The sequence below is a fragment of the Blautia sp. MSK.18.38 genome (assembly GCF_024460535.1).
GTDB classification, from domain to species: Bacteria; Bacillota; Clostridia; order Lachnospirales; family Lachnospiraceae; genus Blautia_A; species Blautia_A fusiformis.
Window position 1 is genome coordinate 95102 of the sequence record NZ_JANFYP010000001.1, and the last position, 17468, is coordinate 112569.

Below are 17468 nucleotides of genomic sequence, written 5' to 3' on the forward strand. Positions count from 1 at the left end.
ATTTCACCTCCGGGTTAATTTCTGTTTCAGTTTCTTATAACGTCCGATGAGGCTCCAGTCGTACTCACGATCTCCTGCCCTGAGAACAAATCCACCTACAAGGCTTTTATCCTCTGTAAGGGTAAGTTCCACTTCTCTGGCAGAAAACTGGCTACGGAGAAACTCCTTCATCTTATTTTCCTGCTCTTCGGCAGGACGTGTTACATAAAGAAGCTCTGCCTTGAGAATTCCTTTCTGTTCCCGGCTGTAAGCATCATAAGCTTCAAGGATCTCTCCGATTCTGTCAATCTTCTGATACTTACACGTTACTTTAAGAAAACTCTTCATTTCCTGCGGAAAAACCCGCTCTATTACCTGTTCTTTTTCTTTGAGGGAAACAAGTGGATTTTCAAGCATCTTACCTATCTCAGGTGTATTCTTAAAAATCCTTCCTGTTTCGCAGATTGCCTCCCCCGGGACAGAAAGACCGTATAATGCTTTTGCATAATTAATGGACGTCTCTGTCATGAGGATCACCTGCTCCTTCTAAAAACTGGTCATATAGGGACATATCCTGTGCTTCGTCGTTCTTTTTTCCCATGATTCTGGATGCTGCATCCATTGCCAGCTCAGCCACTTTGCCTTCCATCGCTTTCATAGCAGCTTCCTGCTCAGTGCTGATATCTCTTCTTGCTTTCTCAAGAATCTGACCAGCCTGATCATTAGCTCTCTTCACGATGCTGTCTGCCTGTACTTTTGCCTCGTCCTTAGCCTGCTCTACAATACTGAAGGATTCCTCCTTCGCAGATTTCAGTGCATCCTCATACTGTCCTTTCAGCTGGTTTGCTTCAGTGGTTGTCTTCTCTGCTGAAGCAAACTGCTCATCGATCATAGCTTTTCTCTTCTCCATAACACCAATGATCGGGCCGAAAAGGAACTTCTTCATTAAAAGATAAAGAACGATCAGGTTTATAATAGTAAAGACAAGGTTGATATCAATTTTAATCACCTGGTCCACCTGCCTCTCTTAATCCTGAATTAGTATCTCGTCTTTACCTATTAGCCAAGCATGATGATGATCAGAAGACCGATTACGAAACCGTAAATAGCTGTTGCCTCTGCAAGAGCACATCCAAGAAGAAGCGCTTTACTGATCTTGCTCTCTGCCTCTGGCTGTCTTGCGATAGCTTCTACTGCTTTAGATGTTGCAAGACCGATACCAACACCTGCTCCAATACCTGTAAGAACTGCGATAGCTGCACCAATTGCGATTAACATAGTTTTTTCCTCCTGTAAAATACAATTTTTTTCATTTTTAGATCAAGCGGATCTTCCGCTTCACTACTCAATTGCTTCCTTAATGAACAAGGATGTTAAGAATACAAATACATACGCCTGTATGAATCCGTCGAAGAAATCAAAATACAGGCTGAATGGTATGGGAAGAATGGCCGGACAAACAAACTCCAGCAGCTTCATAACTACGAAGCTTCCCAGAACATTACCGAACAACCGCATGCAGAGAGATGTAGGTCTGATCGCTATTTCCAGAATGTTGATCGGAAGCATGATCGGAACCGGCTCCGCAAAGCTTTTCAGGAAACCCTTCAGTCCCCTTTTATGAAAGCCTGCATACTCGATCAGAATAATGCTCATCAGCGCCAGCGCAATGGTAACATTCATGTCCTTCGTTGGTGGTGTAAAACCAAATACGCCTGCGATATTAGCTATTCCGATGTAAATTACGGTTGACATCAAATAAGGCACATACTGTTTGCCTTCTTCTCCAAGGATACCCATGAAGAAATCCTGAAGAAAACTTACCCCGGTCTCCAGAAGCAACTGCTTCTTACCCGGATTTTCCACACTGAGATTCCGAACTAAGATCAGAGACAGAATCACAAGAACCGCCATGATGACCCATGTGACTACCACGCATTCTGCAATTGGTATTCCACCAAACGCCGGAATGGTAAAGGCTGTCTTACTGTTTAGTTCTTCTGCCAGTGTACTTGATAAATCTCCCGTTTTTCTCCCTCCTTTTCTCTTGGCGCTGATCGTATCTTTTTATAATTGGTATGACCACGCCTTGTAGTTGACTTTATTTTACTCCGCATTTCCAGAATGTCAATATTATTTTTGCCTGTTTTGCACAAAAAAGAATCTGTTTTTTATACAAAATATACAATTCATTTCAATTAACCTTGATTCGACTTCCTGCGTACAGATACTTCTCCATAAGAAAGCAGGGTTTCTGAACCATCCTGTTCTCTCACAAGAAGCCTTCCATCTGGTGCTATGGATTCTGCATAAGCTTCCCTTGTACACTGTCCGTCTGTGATCACGATCATGTTTCCAGGAATGATATTATTTTCTGTATATTCTCTGGAAAGTCCCGGAGTCTCCACTTCCATGAGAAGCTGATTGACGATCTCAGCCACAAGAATACTGCAGTTTATATGCTCTGCGTCATTCCTGTTTTCAAATAATGCTCCAGCCGTTTCCTGTATATCTTCAGGAAACCCATCTTCCGGCATATACAGATTCAAACCAATTCCTACAACTGCAAACTCAATGTTCCCGCTTTCAAAGTCTGTAACAGCCTCTGTCAGTATCCCACACACTTTCTTATTATGAAGATACAGATCATTGACCCATTTGATCCCAAGGTCGATCCCGCAGATTTTCTTCACTGCACGGCACACTGCAGTTGCCGCAGCTGTAGTGATCAGGAGTCCTTCCTTCAGAGTTCGGTCAGGTCTTAGAACGATACTCATATAAAGTCCTGCATTTTCAGGAGAATAAAAACTTCGGCCTCTTCGGCCTCTTCCGCTTTTCTGTCTGCGCGCCAGTATCAGTGCACCATGACCTGCTTCTCCTGAAAATGCAGCCTCCTTGGCTGCCCGGTTTGTAGAATCCAGTTCTCTGTATATTTTTACAGGGACATCCGGATGATCGAGGTAAAGCCGTATTCCTTCTTCCGATAAACGGCTGCCTCCTCGAAGCACATAGCCTTTGTTTGGTCCAGCTTCTATGGTATATCCCTCTTCACGAAGGGATTTCACAGCTTTCCAGATGGCTGCCCGTGTGCAGTTTAGTTCTGCTGCTGCCGCCTCTCCGGATATCAGTTCGTTCTCGTGCTGCTCCAGAAGCTTCAGCATTCTTGCTTTTACAGTCATATCTTCACCGTCCGTATTCTGCCTGAAATGGCAAAATTTATTCCCTCCTAAGAGTCGAAAGCATTATAGCACTTAAACATCGCGATGTCTATTATCTTTTTTACATATGCTATCTATATTATTTTTATATTTCAGATACAGCTATTATATGATTTTTCTCATTTTTGTCTGTTTTCATTTATTTTTTTATATATTATTTCTGTTGAAAACCTGCAGACTCAGGAGTGAATTTTCCTGAATCTTTATTATATACAGATTTTCTTTATCATATATTTATCATTTGTAATTAGAAAGACTTTTCTCAAGAAATTCCCGGTACTTATCGCGAATCTCATCCGGTGACGCGATCACCGCATCCGGGCCAAGACTGGCTATCCAGCCAAAGAACTGGTCACTGATATTTACACGAACCAGTGTTTTGAAATGTTCAGGATCCTTCCTGTGTATCATAATATCTCTGCCAAACCGATCCAGCACCACCCCGACCAAGCGGTTATGTGCTTCCAGACATATGGTTACTTCTCTGCCGCCAAACATCCCGAAGGTCCTGGATGTCAGCTCCCCTATATCATAATTCTCAAAAAATTCTCTGCCGCGTCGCACCTCCTTCTCTATACGGATCTGCTGGAGCTTATCTACCTGATACTGCTTAACCCTTCCACACTTCTCGTCGTAAGTGATCAGATAATACTCCTCATTCTGCCATACAAGTCCCCAGGGACTGACCGAATATCGTTCTCCCTCATTCTCCGGACGCAGCTTCTTCTCCACAGTCCATTCACAATATTGAAAAGAAATCTGCCTGTCCTCAGTTAATGCACGCTGGATCATATCAATACTGTAATACACATTCTCGTTTATAGTCCGGATACGATTCTCTGCAAATCCCTGTCGCCGCAGCTGTCTGGACTCATAAACACTGGCAAGGCTCTCCAGCTTCCTGATCAGCTGTCGGGATTTCCCATTGGTGATACATCTGGAGGACTGTACTGCATCCACCAGAAGTCTCAGCTCAGGAAGCTCAAATTCCCGACTGGCAAGATAAAAACCGGCCGGGTGCTCCCGACGGTTCAGGATATCCATTCCAAAATTCCGCAGGGTTTCAATATCATCATAGACAGTCTTACGCTCTGCACTGATCCCCAGACTATTCAGATAGGCGATCAGCTCCTTCACGGACATCGGATGCTCTTCGTCCGTCTGCTCCAGAAAAATGCGCATCAGATATAAAATTTTAATCTTCTGGTTAAAGACCCTTGGCATCCTTTCTCCTCCGTTCTGCTACTTGTCTGTCAGTGATGCTACCACTGCAAAATATAATACCATGAATGACAATACAACAGCAACGATATCTGCTCCGCGGAAATCAAAATTAAACAGCATCGCCCCGCCAAGCATGATCTCCATTGTAAGAAGTGCGCCCAATACCATTGCCATTCCTGAGGAAAGCTTCTGTCTGCCGCAATGTCCGTTCTCAGCTTCCACATATCTTCCTTCTGCCAATACTGCCTTCCTGCTGCTCTCTGTATTCCACATAAGATCCATCCTCCCTGTCCTATGTTCGTCTCACGATTTATCGAACATATTTTCCAAACATATTTTCTGTATGTTTGCATTATAGCTCATTTTTAGTCCAATAAAACGGTACAAATATGGTTTTTCCGAACATTTGTTTATTTTATACAAAAATATGTTCGTCTTTAAGATCCACAAAAAAAGCCTGCCGTAAACGACAGACTTGTAAAATGTGACACTTTGAAAGGGCATTTGAAATCCTATGATATCTGCTTTTACATCATTCCCGCAAACACAGACGCTCCTACAACCGTAAGCAATCCGGCTACGGCAATGGCAAGGCTGCTCATGGCTCCTTCTACCGGGCCAAGCTCCATGGCTTTGGCTGTTCCGATAGCATGGGCAGATGTTCCAAGTCCAAGACCTCTTGCGATCGGCTCCTCGATCTTTGCGATCTTGTAGACAACCTCTGCGAGCATATTTCCCAGAACTCCTGTGATGATGATCACGGCAACGGTGATGGTCACGATACCGCCAAGCTCCTCGGAAACACCCATTCCGATGGCGGTTGTGATAGACTTCGGAAGCATAGTGACATATTCCTGATGATCAAAGCCAAACAATTTCGCCATAAGCAGAATGCTGCAAAGCCCGGCCAGCGTTCCGGAAAAGATCCCGGCAGCCACTGCCTTGAGATTTTTTTTCAGCAGATGGATCTGCTCATAAAGGGGCACTGCCAGACAGACTGTTGCCGGGGTCAGCAGATAGCTGATATATTTTCCACCTTCATTATAATCATCATAATCAATATGGAAGATCAAAAGAACACCAATAACACAGATGATCGAGATCAAAAGCGGATTAAAGATCGCCATTTTAAACTTCTTTTTCAGGATCAGACCGATCTCATAGGCGATCAGACTTATCATTGCTCCGAAAAATGCGGAGTTTTTTATGAATTCCATCATTTTTCAGTTCCTCTCTTTCCCATACGGATCACTCCCTGTGTTACTTTTCCTGTTACGACCATTACGATCACCGTGCTGATAAACGTCATGATGAGAACCGGTACACAGATCGGTTTCAGAGTACTCCAGGCTGTGATCAGTCCCGCACCAGCCGGCACAAACATCACCGGCATGATCTCAACCAGAAAATCTGCCGCACCTTTGACCTGATCCAGCTTCAGAATACCTGTGAGCAAAGCCACCAGCATAATGATCAATCCATAGACACTGGCCGGTACCGGAAGTGGAAGAAAGGTTTTCAGTAATTCTCCAATGACGGAAATCAACAGGATGATGCTGAACTGCTGCACATGCTTCATGTTGCATCCCTCCTGATTCATGTAAAGCGCATATTCACATTTTGCTTTACTGCATACTCATGAACGCAGCTGCGTTCACATTCTGCGCTCAAACGAATTTTGCAAAAGTGGTAAGACCACTTTTGTTTTAAACGTTTTTTAATTATACGCTACAAATCCAAAATTACAAGGATTGTATCCAATAAAATACAAAAAATCCTTTTATGCATCAGCGTATTCCAGTAATCTACAGAAACGGATCTGCATAAAAGGATCTATAAACAGGGTTATGATCATTTCCTAGAATTTTCCGCCAAAATGATTTTTTCCACATGATATTTTCCATCCTCCACAGTCATCACCGCCATGGTAACCTCCCCGCCGAAACGACTTCTTCCACAGCTTCCCGGATTCAGCCACAGTCTGCCATCGATCATCTTCTCAAAATATTTGTGAGTATGCCCGAAGATGACCACCTGTATGTCCCCCAGCTCCCACGCAACATCTTTTTTGTTATGGACCATAAAAAATTTCACGCCGCCAATGGTAAAGCTTAGACTGGTGCGGAGATTTTCCGCCCAGTCTTTATCATTATTTCCACGGACCACATAGAGATTCCCCATGGAACGCAGTACATCCAGGATCTCGTCTTTATTGACATCTCCGGCATGAAGAATGTATTTGCAGTCTTTTAAGATTTCCAGTACCTCAGGCCGCAGAAGACCGTGAGTGTCTGATATGATGCCGATTTTTTCTTTCATAATCTCTATCCTGCTCCAATCCTTTATCATTATCGCCTTTTACCTTTTGCAGCTCACGCTATGACCGGCAATACTCTTCACAATACATAAATATTTAACAGCTGCTTCTTTTCACACCATTTCAGAAATTTTCTTAATTGGATCAAGCCGATATTCGCAACCCCGCAGAGGACTTACCTGATTCGCTTAAAACAATTCTATTTTTCCATATTCTCCGTCAGATCCCGGTTTCCGCACCACTTCTCCTGCACGGAGCCGCCGGATGCCTTCCGCCAGAACTTCTCCGCCGGCTTTTCGGATATCTTCCGGCGGAACCTCTCTCAATATGGTAAATTCCGCACCCAGTCTTTCAAGCAGCGCCTCGTACTGTCCCTGAACTTTTTTGCTTGCCGTGGAAAATCCCACACATGCGGAGATCACCTCCAGCAGCGGCATCAGGCTTTCATATGGGCGGCCGCTTTCCGGCATGACCGCTGAACTCTCGTCACGATCAGATAACTGCAGGATCCGGTGATCCACACCCATGGTCAGCTTCTTTCCGCAGACCGGGCAGATACCGTTATACATTTCTGCTTCTTTCGGGCTCAAGCACACGCCGCACTTCCGGTGCCCGTCAAAATGATATTTTCCTTCTTCCGGAAAAAATTCAATCGTCCCTTCAAGACCTTTTCCGTTCTGCACTGCATCCCACAATCCCTGATAGGAAAGCTCTATATCCAGAAGGTCCGCTTCCCTTCCCAGCTTCGACGGTGAATGTGCATCCGAATGGGACACCAGCTGATAGCCATCCAGCGCCGAAATCTGCCAGTTCATCGCCGGATCTGAAGAAAGTCCTGTCTCCAGGGCATGGATGTAAGGTGTCAGTTCTTCAAAGCATTCTTCTATGGTATCAAATCCGGACTTCGCTCCAAACAGGGAAAAATGTGGGGTCCAGATATGCGCGGGGATATAGATACCCTCCTCACTGACCTCCAGCATTATTTCCAGAAGATCATGACAGGGCAGCCCCAAAATAGGACGTCCATCTGAATGGATATTTCCGATCTTTTCCAGCCTTGCGGCAAAAGCATCTGCCTCATCGAATCCCGGAAGCAGGATCAGGCTGTGCACCTTCCTGGTTTTTCCGCCTTTTTTATAGATGGAACTGATCTCACCGGACAGTACGAACCTGGGTGCTTTTCCCGGATAGCGTGCTGCCTCCGGCAAAACATATTCCTCTTTCAGCCGGAACAGTCCCTGTTCTGCAGGGATCAGCTTCGCCTTCAACTCCTGCCGCCAGATGGGATGTGTCATATCTCCGGTTCCAAGTAGTGTGATTCCTTTTTTCCGCGCCCAGAGATCCAGCATCTCCGGCGTGCCATCTTTGCTGGTTGCCATGGAATATCTGGAATGTATGTGCAGGTCTGCGATCTGTTTCAAAACTTTTCCTCCTGTATCTCTTTTCCTCTGTCCACATGTACATCCTGTCTTTTTAACAAAAACGCAGACAAAGAAATTACCGTCTTCTTTGTCTGCCTGAATGACCGGATCGTATATAGCTCAACAGAAATCCATCTGTAACATGATCAGATATCTTTATAATACGATGGTGATATCACATCATACTCCCTGCAGGAGCATCCGTTCTCATAGCTGTCACAGCAGTCACAGTTGGAACAATACATATGCGCGTCATTAATATAAAATAAACCGCCGTACTGCATGGAAGTGCGCTGATTCTTGGATTTCTTCTTGCTGTTGTCGTAGTAGGCTCCGTTGGGGATCATCATATTCTCCGGGGAGAATCTGCTGAAATCAAAGAAATGGGATTCCGTACCATGATGTGGTACCTTGATACACCAGTAATGCTCATGAAGGGGAATCCTGCCATCATAGTTTTCTGCGATCATCCTCATGTACTGTGGCTGTACATCTCCGGTAAACAGAAGATTCAGCTCGCCGTCGCCGGTATTCTGAAATGCCAGACTGATCTTGTGGCGGAACTGACGCAGAAAATGCCCCTGTTTTTCCGCACTTTCCAGAAGTGCCTGAAATTCTCCGGTTGCCTGTAATTCACGGAATTTCTTTTCCAGCTTTTCCGGTTTAAAGCGACGTGCTCTCTCTTTTTCGGCTTCTTCCGGAGCCTCTGCTGTATCCTCAGCTGCTGCGCCTGTATCTTCCATTATAAGCTCCAGCTTCTCCTGCGTATAGCCTTCATTTTCCCCACCAGGCTCTGTCTGTCCTGTCAAAGAGCGCTCGGATCCCTCTGTATCCTCTTCCACCAAAGATGCCTCAGACAGTGGAGCAGATTTCTGCTCTGCTTCCGGCATCTCCTCTGTCATGGACAGAAACAGCTGACGTACCTCCTCCGCAATGTTCACAAGCTCGGTCATTGCGTTTTCATGATTCTCGATCAGGGAATTAAATACGTCCTCCGTTTCCCGGCTGACTTCACTGAGATCCGGCCAAAGCGCTGTATATTTCCCCTCAAACTCTGAGCCTCTGGATAAAAGGTCGATCTTTACCCTTCTGGCGCAAAGAGCTTCTGCAAGGGCAAAAAGGCTGACACGTCTTCCGGGAAGACTGGCCTTTTTTGTCACATCCGCAAGGAGCAGAAGCGCCAGTGTGTATTTCATTTCCGGACCGGAAAATACATCCGGAAGATAGATCTTTTCAAATTCGTAGGCATCTCTTCGGTAACGCATCATATAAAGCAATCCGGAAACATGGTCCGGATGAAAATGTGTCAGAAGCAGATTTTTTTTGCGGATAGTGGTAAGGTCTGAGATGATCACATCAAAAACCTCTCTCCGTGGCCGCCCTTCGATCTTGCTGTTGGCTGCCCCGAAATCCACAAGCAGGCTGCTTTTTCTGTCACGGATACAGAAACAGTCTCCGAATCCCACATTGTACATTCGTATTCTCATTTATTTTTCCTCTGGTTTCTTATTCAGCTGACCTTTGTTTCTGCAGCTGACTCTTCTTTTTTCTTCTGTTACTGTCTTCATTTCTCAGAACCAGATCTGCATATCATACCAGGTTGCTCCGCCATGACAGGAATCTGCCACACCCAGCTTCTTCAGTCCGTGGCTCTCATAGAATGGGATCATATGCTCCTTGCAGGTAAGGATCAGAGCTTTTTTTCCGCGCTCTTTCGCAAGCTCCTTGAAATATTCCACAAGCTCTCCGGCGATCCCCTGATGACGGTATTCCGGTATCACGTTCAGTCCGAATACCGTCTGGATCTCTCCAGCTTTTCTGTGAAGCGTGATATCATGATAAAATTCATCCGGGAGTACTGGTTTATCTGTGGTTCCTCCGTTGATAAAGCCTACGATCTGCTCATCCTTTACTGCTACAACGAAATTCTCCGGGAATGCTCCCATACGCTTCACAACTTCCTCATGACTTGCTGCCTCCGCAGGTGGAAAACAGATTGCCTCGATCTCTGCCAGACGATCCGCCTCACCGGGATCTGCCAGTCTGATCTGTAAATTTTCTGCCATTTTTCGTGGTCTCCTCTATATTTATTCCGTTTTCATCCGGTTTCGATTCTTTTTTAATTATATCGGGTGAGGGAAAATGCGTCAACGTGTAACCTGCAAAAAAGCCCTCAGTATTCGCACTACTGAGGGCTTCGTTCTTTTGTTTTTATCTGTCATTATCACAGCACCGACCGGATCAGCTGCTCCGTATACTCTGTCTTCGGATGCTCAATGATCTCTTCCGGTGTCCCTTCCTCTTCCACATGTCCGTCATGCATCACGATCACCCGGTCGCAGAACAGCTGGACAAGGGCCAGGTCATGGCAGATAAAAAGAAAGGACAGCTGGTTTTCTTTTTTTAACTTCTGAAGCAGCTCCATGATCTGTTTCTGCACAGTCACATCCAGGGCGCTGGTTGCTTCATCACAGATCAGCACTCTGGGTTCCACAGCCAGGGCTCTGGCAATAGCCGCTCTCTGGCACTCCCCTCCGCTGACCTGATGGGGATACCGATCTGCATATTCCGGAGTCAGTCCGCAGGTAAGCAGAAGCTTTTCCACACGGTTCCTGGTTTCCTTCTTACTTATCCCCATATTCCGGAGACTTTCCCCGATTCCGTCCCCAAGAGTGCATCTGGGGTCAAAGGATTCTGCCGGTGTCTGAAAAATCATCTGCATTTCCCGGTAGATTTCCCGGAGATTTTTTCCCCTTGCATGTGTGATATCCTTTTCCATGAGAAAAATTTCTCCGGCGGTGGGTTCTGTCAGATGTGTGATCATCTTCGCCACAGTGCTTTTTCCTGAGCCGGATTCACCTACAATCCCTAATACCTCCCCCGTTTTCAGAGAAAAGCTTACGTCTTCTACAGCCGTGAAGGATTTTTTACCGGTGGTGAAGCTTTTTTTCAAATGATGTACTTCCAGAATATTTTTGTTTTCTGTCATCATCTGCCTCCATTTCCGGTGCCTGTACGTTTCAGACGAGGTACCGAACTCATAAGCTCTTTTGTATAAGGATCCTCCGGAGCTGTCAGAATCTTAGCTGTTTTTCCGTATTCCCTCACCTTTCCGTTTTTCAGTACCAGAACCTTATCTGCCATTTTTTCCACCACACCAATGTTGTGTGTGACAACGATCATGGCTGTTCCGTATTCCTTACGCATCAGCAGCATTTCCTCAACTACCTGTTTCTGTATGGTTACATCCAGGGCACTGGTAGGCTCATCTGCCAGAAGAAGCGACGGATTCTGCAGCATGGAAATACAGATTCCCACACGCTGATTCATGCCGCCGGACAATTCAAAGGGATAGCTTTGCAAAACACGTTCCCCATCCTTGAGGCCAATCTTAGCCATCATCCGGACGGCACGCTCCGCACACTCTTTACGACTGATCCTTTCATGCTCCCGCATACTCTCATAGATCTGATCGCCCACGGTGCGGATGGGACAAAGGGCTGCTCCTGAATCCTGAAAGACCATGGCGATCTCAGGACCCAGAAGTCTGCGTAATTCTTTTTCCGGCATATCTACCACATTTTTTCCTTTGTACCAGATATCCCCTTCTGTCACCATGCCTTCATTTCCCAGAAGTCCCATGATTGCCTTGATAATGGTACTTTTTCCGCTTCCGGATTCGCCTACCACACCCAGGATCTCTCCTTTATTCAGTTCCAGATCCACATCATGTACAACCGGTTCTCCGTTGTAGCAGATCGTCACATGCTCAAGCTTCAACAATGATCCCATCTTATTTCACTTCCAGATCTGCCGTGATCTCGTAATAATCACATGGATGTGCAGTCAGCCCTGACACATTTGACTTTGACACAAGTCCCATGTTCAGATGAGAAACAAAGAAATACGCATCATCATCCAGAATGGTCTGCTGTGCTTCCACAGCAAGCTTGCCTCTCTCATCTGTATCAAAGGTCTCATGCAGCTTCGCTACGATATCATCAAGATCCGAATTGCTGTATTTGCCATAATTTTTGGCAGCGTCAGATACAACTGTACTTGTGAAGAAATATTCCGGATCACCGGTAGGTGCAGTTGTAAGCGAGCTTACATATACATCAAATTCTCCGTTCTTCGCATACGTCGCATGATCTGCTGTATTGTTAACATTGACCTCAATTCCGATGTCCTTTAAAGTGGACTGTGCATATTCTGCAAGCTTAGGCTGTTCCAGACGGGTTGGATAGGTCAGCCATGTGATGGACAGCTTCTTTCCGTCCTTATCTGCATAGCCATCTCCATCCGTATCTGTCCATCCGGATTCTTCCAGAAGCTTTTTCGCCTCTTCCGGATCATAGGACGGTGCTTTCACCGCATCGTTTCCATAGGAAAAGCTGCTTGGGAAAGCTCCCACTGCCGGAACACCTCGTCCCTCCATGATCACACTGCAGAAGCCGTCCTTATCGATTCCCATCTCAATGGCTTTTCTCACATTCTGATCCTGCATCAGTTCAGACTTCATATTAAACTGTCCGAAGAAGCATCGGCTTGTTGCTACAGAGCTGATCTGATAGTCCGTATTTCCGTCAAAAAGCGCATAGTTATCATACTGAAGTCCATAGGTTCCCTGTATATCGCCTGTCTGTAATGCTGCTGTCAGGGCACTTCCGTCTGAGAAGGATTTTACGATAACGTTGTCTACCTTTACATCTCCGCCCCAGTAATCCTCATTTTTTACCAGCTTAATCTCTGTTGGAGATACCTCTGTTGCAACATAAGGGCCTGTTCCTGCCACATTTGCAGAGCCGCCCTCTCCCTGTACACCATAATCCATATCAATGATGGCACCATACGGATCACCGAGATAATTGATCAGTGCCGGACATGGTTCGGAAGTATGGATCGTTACTGTCATTCCATCTGCTTCGATCTTATCGATCTTCATATCGTAAGGTGCACGGTCATGGTTTGCGATCAGATCCTCCAGGCATTCCTTTACCGCTTCTCCGTCCATGGTTCTTCCGCTGGAAAATTTCACATCATCACGAAGGGTGATCTTTACTGTATTATCGTCTGTAAATTCATAGTCTGTAGCAAGCCATGGCTCTACCTCCATGTTATCATTGTATTTAAACAGTGTTTCTCCTACGCCATAACGAAGACAGCTCCATCCGGAATAATTGTCGTGAGGGTTTAATCCTGCATCTCCCATTTCTTCACTATATCCGGTAGTTCCGTAAACAAAGGTAGTTCCTTCACTCTTTTCTTTGCTTTTTGCTGCTGCCGAAACTCCTGTCATGCTCATGACCATTGCCGCTGCAAGCACTGCTGCCAGAATCTTTTTCTTCATAATCTCCGCTCTCACTTTCTCTGTTATGCTTATTTATAAGTGCCTGTTATCCTCTTCTCCTGTTTCGTTCCTTCGGATCCATATAATCCCGGATCGTATCTCCCAGAAGATTAAAGATCATTACTGTAATAAAAATCGCCATTCCCGGCGCAAGTACCATCCATGGTGAAATCTGCAGCATACTTCTTCCATCGTTGATCATACTTCCCCATTCTGCCATTGGAGGCTTTACCCCAAGCCCGAGAAAGGAAAGTCCTGCCAGCTCCATCATCATGGTTCCGATATCAAGAACTGACGTAACAAGGATGGGTCCTGCGATATTGGGAAGGATATGTTTGAGCAGAAGCTTTCCTGTACTGCTTCCGGAAAGCTTCGCCGCCATAAGATATGCGGAGTCCTTCTGAGTCAGAGTAAGCCCTCTGGCAAGTCTCGCAAACTTCGGCCAGCTGATCACTGCCAGGGCAATGATCGCATTCTGGATACCGCCTCCCAGAACACCTGCTACTGCCAGGGCAAATACCAGTCCCGGAAAAGCCAGGAACAGATCGGAGATACGCATCAGAACAGTATCGGCTTTGCCGCCCTTCCAGCCACAGAAAATACCAATAGCCGTTCCCGCCACAGTGATCACCGCAACCAGGAGCAGCGTTGCATAAATACTGGTCGTACTTCCTATGATCACACGGGAAAGCATATCTCTTCCATAACGGTCTGTCCCGAGCAGATGCTCCGGTCCCGGCGGTTTCTGGGCAAGTACCAGATCCTGGGCATAAGGATCATAAGGACAGAGATATTTTGCAAATGCCGCTACAAACAGAAGCAATGCTGTAAGCACAAGAAAAAAGACAAGCTTTGCTTTTGTATGATTTTTCCGGATCTTCTGCTTCCGGACTGTGATATTATTTTTTCCACTCATGCTCTGTCACCTCCAAGTCGTACTCTCGGATCCAGATAGTGGTAAATAATATCTGTCACCAGATTTACCAGAACATAAATAACCGCCATCCAGGCCACATAAGCCTGGATGATCGGATAGTCACGCATGGTGATCGCATCTACCGCCAGTTTTCCGACACCATCCCACATAAAGATATTTTCCACAATGGCAGTTCCTCCCAGAAGATTGCCGATGGACAGAGCCAGCAGTGTGATGATCGTCAGCATGGAAGCCTTCATTACACTCTTCCAGATGATCACACGACTGCGGATCCCTCTTGCCCGGGCTCCGGTCACATAATCCTTATTCAGTTCTTCCAGAACCGTGGCACGCACCTGTCTGGTATATTTTGCAGCCATGGAGATTGCCAGTGTCAGTGTCGGCAGAATGATACTCTGTCCGAGATCTGTATTTGTGACTACCGGTAAAACGCCCAGCCTGATGGACAGAAAATACATCAGGACCATGGCAGCAAAAAAATTCGGCATGGAATTGCCGATAAAGCTTAAAAATCTTATCAGATAATCTACCCATTTGTTGTGCTTTACTGCTGACAGGATTCCCAACGGGATCGCAAGAACAATTGTAAGAAGGATCGATGACAGAGTCAGCATCATCGTTGCCGGAAGCTTTGAAATAAAGGTTTCATAGACATCTCTGTGAGACACATAGCTCTCTCCCATATCTCCGGTTACCATTCCCGCAAACCAGGCAGCATATTGTACAAGGAATGGTTTATCAAGGCCATATTCTGCCTTCGCATTATCAATGACCTCCTGAGATACTGCAGAGCCTGCATTTTCATACATATAAGTTACTGCATCTCCACCGGCAAGCCGCATCATGGCAAAAGAAAGAAATGTGATCCCGATCAGGACCGGGATCAGCTGCAGCAACCGTTTTATTATATATTTTCCCATATTTTCCTCTCCGCACTTTGTTTCTCAGTATTTCGAATAACAAAAGTTTAACAACACGGCTGTTCTGCCACAACCCCGGCGGGGGGATTTTACATATTCCATTTTGTCATGCACATGTATTCCATCATGTTCTTATATTCTCACACAGTGACATGCGGATAATTCTTTCCAGCCCTCTCCAAGAGACTGTGGCTCTTCATACTCGATCAGCCTTCGTTTTCTCTCTTCCAGCGGATCCGGAATATGGATCGCAGAAAGCAGGGACTGTGTATAAGGATGCTGCGGATTTTCAAAAAGCTCTTTTGTAGGTGCCATTTCTACCAGCTTTCCGTTTTTCATCACACCGGTTGTATCACTTAAAAAACGTACCATGGACAGATCATGGGCAATAAAAAGAAACGAAAATCTTTTTTCCTGCTGAAGCTTTTTAAAAAGCATGACGATCTGTGCCTGGATAGAAATGTCCAACGATGCGATCGGTTCATCTGCAATGACAAGACGTGGTTCCATGAGAAGGCTTCTTCCTATGGCAACTCTCTGTCTCTGTCCGCCGGAAAGCTCTCCCGGCTTTTTCGACAGAATGCTTTCATCCAGTCCTGTCTCCTTCAGGATTTCCCGAAGCCTGTTCTCCAACATTTCTCTGTCACGGATCCTGCGGCTGATCTTTACAGGCTCCAGCATGATCTGCCGTATGCTCATTCGGGGATTCAGTGCAGCACCCGAATCCTGAAAGATCATCTGGATCTCCGTCTGCATTTTCTTCCGCATTCTGAAAGGATCCTTTTTATCCGGCACTCTTGCTCCCTGATAAAAGATCTCCCCGCCTGTAGGCCGGTAGATTCCTGCAAGCGTTCTGGCTGTCGTGGATTTTCCGCAGCCGGTCTCTCCCACCAGTGCCATGATCTCACCTTCCCGGATACTGAAGGAAACATCATCCACTGCATGGATCGTATAATCGGAACGGATACGGAAATGCTGCTTCAGATTTCTGGCTTCGATCAGTACAGGCGCCTGTTTTTGTTCTGTTTTCTGTAAAAATGACGCTTCCTTTTTATCCGGTTTCTGTTTACGGCCGCTGTTTTCCTGTAATCTGTCCTTCAAAATGGAAGGCTTTTCTATTTTCGGAGCTCTTTCATCCAGAAGCCATGTGGCTGCATAATGCGTATCACTGACCTTAAACATCGGAGGAGTCTGTTCATAATCGATTGCCAGTGCCTGGGGATTCCGAACGGCAAACGCATCTCCCGGCGGAGGATCCAAAAGAGAGGGCGGCATTCCGGGGATCGGATTCAGATCCCCTTTTTCACCTGCAAATACAGGCAGAGAAGACAGAAGTCCCCAGGTATAAGGATGCCGGGGATCATAATAAACCTCTTCCGCTGTCCCGATCTCAATGATCTTTCCTGCATACATAACTGCAACTCTGTCTGCGATCCTTGCAACAGCTCCCAGATCATGAGATATGAACACAATACTGATCCCTGTTTTTTCTCTCAGTTCAAGAAGCAGATCCAAAATCTTTGCTTCTACAGTTGCATCCAGTGCTGTAGTCGCCTCATCGGCAAATAATATTTCCGGATCACAGGCCAGTGCAATAGCCAGCACACAACGCTGACGCATTCCTCCGGAAAAAAAATGAGGCTGCAGGCCATAGCGCTGTTCTGCATCCGGAATCCCTACCAGCTTCAGCATTTCCACAGCTCTTTTTTTCGCCTCATCCCCGGATACTTTCTGATTTTTGATAATAGCCTCTGTGATCTGTTTGCCAACCGGGATCGTCGGATTCAGCGTCAGCATAGGATCCTGGAACACCATGCTTACCTTACTTCCGCACAGCTTTTCCATTTTTTTTCTTTTATAGGCTGTGATATTCTCTCCGCAGAGACTGATCTCTCCGCTTTTTACATGTGCATTCGGTGGCAGAAGCTTCATCACGCTACGGCACATAACAGTTTTTCCACATCCGGACTCACCTACGATACAAAGTATCTCTCCTTTTTTTACCGTGAGATCAACATTCCGGACGGCCTGTACCTCGCCGTCCGGTGTGTCAAAGCTTACCGAATAGTTTTTTAATTCCAAAACGGTTTCCTGCATGATCT

General features: G+C 45.9%; 18 protein-coding genes and 1 pseudogene. All 19 read right to left on the reverse strand.

Features of this window, described 5'->3' with window-relative positions; translation table 11 throughout:
• Positions 1-3: 3 nt before the first annotated feature.
• The 19 genes and pseudogenes from atpH to NE638_RS17945 all read right to left on the reverse strand — a co-directional run bounded on the left by atpH (position 4) and on the right by NE638_RS17945 (position 17448).
• A complete protein-coding gene (gene atpH, locus NE638_RS00480) occupies positions 4-507 on the reverse strand; it encodes an ATP synthase F1 subunit delta (RefSeq protein WP_015525579.1) in 504 nt (167 codons plus the stop codon).
• Positions 488-988 (reverse strand): F0F1 ATP synthase subunit B, encoded by a 501-nt coding sequence (gene atpF / locus NE638_RS00485; RefSeq protein WP_022427145.1) that lies wholly within the window; start codon positions 986-988, stop codon positions 488-490. The genes atpH and atpF overlap by 20 nt, the downstream gene beginning before the upstream one ends.
• 50 nt (positions 989-1038) lie before the next feature.
• A complete protein-coding gene (gene atpE, locus NE638_RS00490; RefSeq protein ID WP_173745603.1) occupies positions 1039-1257 on the reverse strand; it encodes an ATP synthase F0 subunit C in 219 nt (72 codons plus the stop codon).
• A 63-nt stretch (positions 1258-1320) separates the two neighbouring features.
• A complete protein-coding gene (locus NE638_RS00495; RefSeq protein ID WP_084449196.1) occupies positions 1321-1986 on the reverse strand; it encodes a F0F1 ATP synthase subunit A in 666 nt (221 codons plus the stop codon).
• A gap of 191 nt (positions 1987-2177) precedes the next feature.
• A complete protein-coding gene (locus NE638_RS00500; protein ID WP_173745604.1) occupies positions 2178-3158 on the reverse strand; it encodes a biotin--[acetyl-CoA-carboxylase] ligase in 981 nt (326 codons plus the stop codon).
• A gap of 276 nt (positions 3159-3434) precedes the next feature.
• Positions 3435-4421, reverse strand: a complete 987-nt coding sequence (locus tag NE638_RS00505) for a helix-turn-helix transcriptional regulator (RefSeq protein ID WP_173745605.1) — start codon at positions 4419-4421, stop codon at positions 3435-3437.
• Positions 4422-4439: 18 nt separating this feature from the next.
• Positions 4440-4694 carry a hypothetical protein gene (locus NE638_RS00510; RefSeq protein WP_059086214.1) on the reverse strand — a complete coding sequence of 85 codons (255 nt, stop codon included), beginning with the start codon at positions 4692-4694 and terminating at the stop codon, positions 4440-4442.
• 254 nt (positions 4695-4948) lie between these two features.
• On the reverse strand, positions 4949-5641 hold the full coding sequence (locus NE638_RS00515) for an LrgB family protein (RefSeq protein WP_022427148.1): 693 nt from the start codon (positions 5639-5641) through the stop codon (positions 4949-4951).
• The gene (locus NE638_RS00520) at positions 5638-6000 is read right to left on the reverse strand and encodes a CidA/LrgA family protein (RefSeq protein ID WP_015525571.1); all 363 of its coding nucleotides are present in this window, start codon (positions 5998-6000) and stop codon (positions 5638-5640) included. Before NE638_RS00520 ends, NE638_RS00515 begins: the two co-directional genes overlap by 4 nt.
• A 272-nt stretch (positions 6001-6272) precedes the next feature.
• A complete protein-coding gene (locus tag NE638_RS00525; RefSeq protein WP_173745606.1) occupies positions 6273-6740 on the reverse strand; it encodes a metallophosphoesterase family protein in 468 nt (155 codons plus the stop codon).
• Between the two features lie 189 nt (positions 6741-6929).
• Positions 6930-8117 (reverse strand): annotated as a pseudogene (locus NE638_RS00530) (endonuclease Q family protein); the annotation flags it as partial.
• A gap of 188 nt (positions 8118-8305) precedes the next feature.
• Entirely contained in the window at positions 8306-9646 is a 1341-nt protein-coding gene (locus tag NE638_RS00535) for an MBL fold metallo-hydrolase (protein ID WP_243148575.1), read from the reverse strand.
• An 84-nt stretch (positions 9647-9730) separates the two neighbouring features.
• The gene (locus NE638_RS00540; protein ID WP_161209146.1) at positions 9731-10225 is read right to left on the reverse strand and encodes a GNAT family N-acetyltransferase; all 495 of its coding nucleotides are present in this window, start codon (positions 10223-10225) and stop codon (positions 9731-9733) included.
• A 158-nt stretch (positions 10226-10383) separates the two neighbouring features.
• A complete protein-coding gene (locus NE638_RS00545; protein WP_129975103.1) occupies positions 10384-11148 on the reverse strand; it encodes an ABC transporter ATP-binding protein in 765 nt (254 codons plus the stop codon).
• Positions 11148-11951 (reverse strand): ABC transporter ATP-binding protein, encoded by an 804-nt coding sequence (locus tag NE638_RS00550; RefSeq protein WP_161209148.1) that lies wholly within the window; start codon positions 11949-11951, stop codon positions 11148-11150. Before NE638_RS00550 ends, NE638_RS00545 begins: the two co-directional genes overlap by 1 nt.
• Before the next feature lies 1 nt (position 11952).
• Positions 11953-13509, reverse strand: coding sequence for an ABC transporter substrate-binding protein (locus tag NE638_RS00555; protein ID WP_161209150.1), 1557 nt, complete (start codon positions 13507-13509; stop codon positions 11953-11955).
• A 46-nt stretch (positions 13510-13555) separates the two neighbouring features.
• Positions 13556-14425, reverse strand: a complete 870-nt coding sequence (gene nikC, locus NE638_RS00560; RefSeq protein WP_114001509.1) for a nickel transporter permease — start codon at positions 14423-14425, stop codon at positions 13556-13558.
• Entirely contained in the window at positions 14422-15366 is a 945-nt protein-coding gene (gene nikB / locus NE638_RS00565; RefSeq protein ID WP_021977177.1) for a nickel ABC transporter permease, read from the reverse strand. The genes nikC and nikB overlap by 4 nt, the downstream gene beginning before the upstream one ends.
• A 132-nt stretch (positions 15367-15498) precedes the next feature.
• On the reverse strand, positions 15499-17448 hold the full coding sequence (locus NE638_RS17945; RefSeq protein WP_276502534.1) for a dipeptide ABC transporter ATP-binding protein: 1950 nt from the start codon (positions 17446-17448) through the stop codon (positions 15499-15501).
• Positions 17449-17468 lie beyond the last annotated feature (20 nt).